We start from the raw sequence: 2,042 nt of genomic DNA on the forward strand, positions 1-2,042 counted from the left end.
AATTTCACTACGCGCTGACCACCATCGCGCGCATGCCGGTGCTGGCGGGTTTGCTCGATAGCCTGTGGATGCGCACCGGCCCACTGATCGCCCGTGCCTATGGCAACTTCAACGAGCGCATGGCCATCGACCATCACTGGGAAGTGCTCGACGCACTCAAGCGCCGCGATGGCGCGGCGGCACGGGCGGCCATCTGCCGTGACATTCTCGATGGCAACGAGAAGATGCTCGAGTACATCGAGATGGCGCAGGCGGACTGATTGGCAGTCAATTCGACTGTTGACGAAACATAGATGACCAGTTAGTTTATTAAAACTTTCTCATCACTGGATGTCTCTGTCATGGCTCGCCCGGTCAACCTCGAAGTCAGATCCCGTTTGCTGTCGATTGGCCGCCAGGTGGTTCACAACCGTGGCTTCAACGGCTGCGGCGTCCAGGACATCACCGCCGCTGCCGAGATTCCCAAGGGCTCTTTCTACAACTACTTCGCCAGCAAGGAAGACTTCGCGGCAGAGATCCTCGAGGAATACTGGACCTCGATCGAAACCCGCCACGGGCCGATCTTCTACGACGCCCGGGTCAAGCCGCTGGAGCGCATCGGCCAGTTCTTCCAGGCCCTGGTGCTCGAGCACGGCGAGCATGAATACAGCCTGGGTTGCCTGATTGGCAACCTGTCCCTGGAAATGTCCAATGGCAGCGAACAAACCCGCAAGCGTCTGGCCGATGTGCTGGCGCGCTGGGAAGGTTTGCTCGCGAGCTGCCTGCGTGAAGCGCAGCAGCGCCGCGAACTCTCTGAAACTCACGACGCCGAAGCGCTGGCCAGTGTCATCGTCGAAGGCTGGGAAGGTGCGGTCATGCGCGGCAAGGTCCTGCGCGACGGTGCACCTCTGCAGCGTTTCGTATCGATGGTCTTGCCTCGGCTATTGGAGTGAGTTTTTTTTCCTCATTAATAAGACGACTGGTCATTTATATAAAGCAACATTCACGTCTCATCCACGCAAGCACCCAAGAGGTAAATCGTCATGAGCCATCTGTACGCCGACCCCGCCGAACCCGCACTGCCTGCCACTGGTTTCAAGCTCGACCTGAGCAAAGCCGCCCTGGTGGTCATCGACCCACAGAACGACTTCCTCAGCCCTGCCGGCGCCAGTTGGGCGGTGTTCGGTGAGAGCATCGTCGAGAACAACACCGTCGAAAACCTGGAAAAACTGTTCAAGGCCTTCAAGGCTCACGACCTGCCCGTGGCCGTGTCGCCACACTATTACTACCCGCACGACCACGACTGGCATTTTGGCGGTCCGCTGGAAAAGGTCATGCACAGCATCTGCATGTTCGATCGCAAGGGACCGAACACCCTGGAAAACTTCGAAGGCTCCGGCGCCGATTTCCTCGAGATCTACAAGCCGTACATTCTCGACGGCGAGACCATCATCGCCTCGCCGCACAAGGTCTACGGCCCGGAAACCAACGACCTGGCGCTGCAATTGCGCAAGAAAGGCGTGTCGCAGATCATCCTCGCCGGCATGGCGGCCAACCTTTGCGTGGAATCACACCTGCGCGAACTGCTCGAACAGGGCTTTGAAATAGTCGTGGTACGCGACGCCACCGCCGGCCCGCGCCTGCCGGATGGCGACGGCTACCTGGCGGCCATCATCAATTACCGCTTCCTCGCCCACGGGCTGTGGACCACCGAAGAGACTATCGCGCAACTGCAACCGGCTTGATCGTGCCCGAGCGGCCGGGCATCGCGCCCCCCCGCTCTTTCTCGAGAACCCCCGATGAAAATCCCCGCCCGTTATGAGCATTTCGTTTTCGGCGTCGTTCAATCCGGCCTGACCTGCGCGGTCGCGGCCGCCATCGCCACCACACCCCATGCGCTCGACCTGGCCTTTGCCGGCCGCTGGTTGAACGCGTGGGCGCTGTCGTGGGTATCGATGTTGCCGGTGGTGGTGCTGGCGGCGCCGATGATTCGGCGCGTGGTGAGGCGGATGACGGTGGGCTGAATGACTTGGCTATGACTCACCCAACACACCGCCATCGCG

General features: G+C 60.4%; 4 protein-coding genes. All 4 read left to right on the forward strand.

Translation table 11 applies throughout. From position 1 onward, the window contains the following. Positions 1-260, forward strand: a 260-nt coding sequence (locus APH36_RS29520) for an FCD domain-containing protein (protein WP_139139780.1), incomplete at its 5' end; no start/stop codon positions are given. A gap of 81 nt (positions 261-341) precedes the next feature. Further along, complete coding sequence (locus APH36_RS29525) at positions 342-932, forward strand: TetR/AcrR family transcriptional regulator (protein ID WP_003465041.1); 591 nt, start codon at positions 342-344, stop codon at positions 930-932. Between the two features lie 90 nt (positions 933-1,022). Next, on the forward strand, positions 1,023-1,724 hold the full coding sequence (locus APH36_RS29530; protein WP_003465039.1) for a cysteine hydrolase family protein: 702 nt from the start codon (positions 1,023-1,025) through the stop codon (positions 1,722-1,724). Between the two features lie 54 nt (positions 1,725-1,778). After that, the gene (locus APH36_RS29535; RefSeq protein ID WP_003465037.1) at positions 1,779-2,003 is read left to right on the forward strand and encodes a DUF2798 domain-containing protein; all 225 of its coding nucleotides are present in this window, start codon (positions 1,779-1,781) and stop codon (positions 2,001-2,003) included. Positions 2,004-2,042: the final 39 nt, after the last annotated feature.

It is taken from the genome of Pseudomonas sp. NBRC 111133 (genome assembly GCF_001320605.1).
Classification (GTDB): Bacteria; Pseudomonadota; Gammaproteobacteria; order Pseudomonadales; family Pseudomonadaceae; genus Aquipseudomonas; species Aquipseudomonas monteilii.

Bases quoted from the DNA above. Each gene is read 5' to 3' on its own strand.
- APH36_RS29525 (WP_003465041.1), top strand. From the start codon at position 342: ATGGCTCGCCCGGTCAACCTCGAAGTCAGATCCCGTTTGCTGTCGATT.
- APH36_RS29535 (WP_003465037.1), top strand. From the start codon at position 1,779: ATGAAAATCCCCGCCCGTTATGAGCATTTCGTTTTCGGCGTCGTTCAA.
- APH36_RS29530 (WP_003465039.1), top strand. From the start codon at position 1,023: ATGAGCCATCTGTACGCCGACCCCGCCGAACCCGCACTGCCTGCCACT.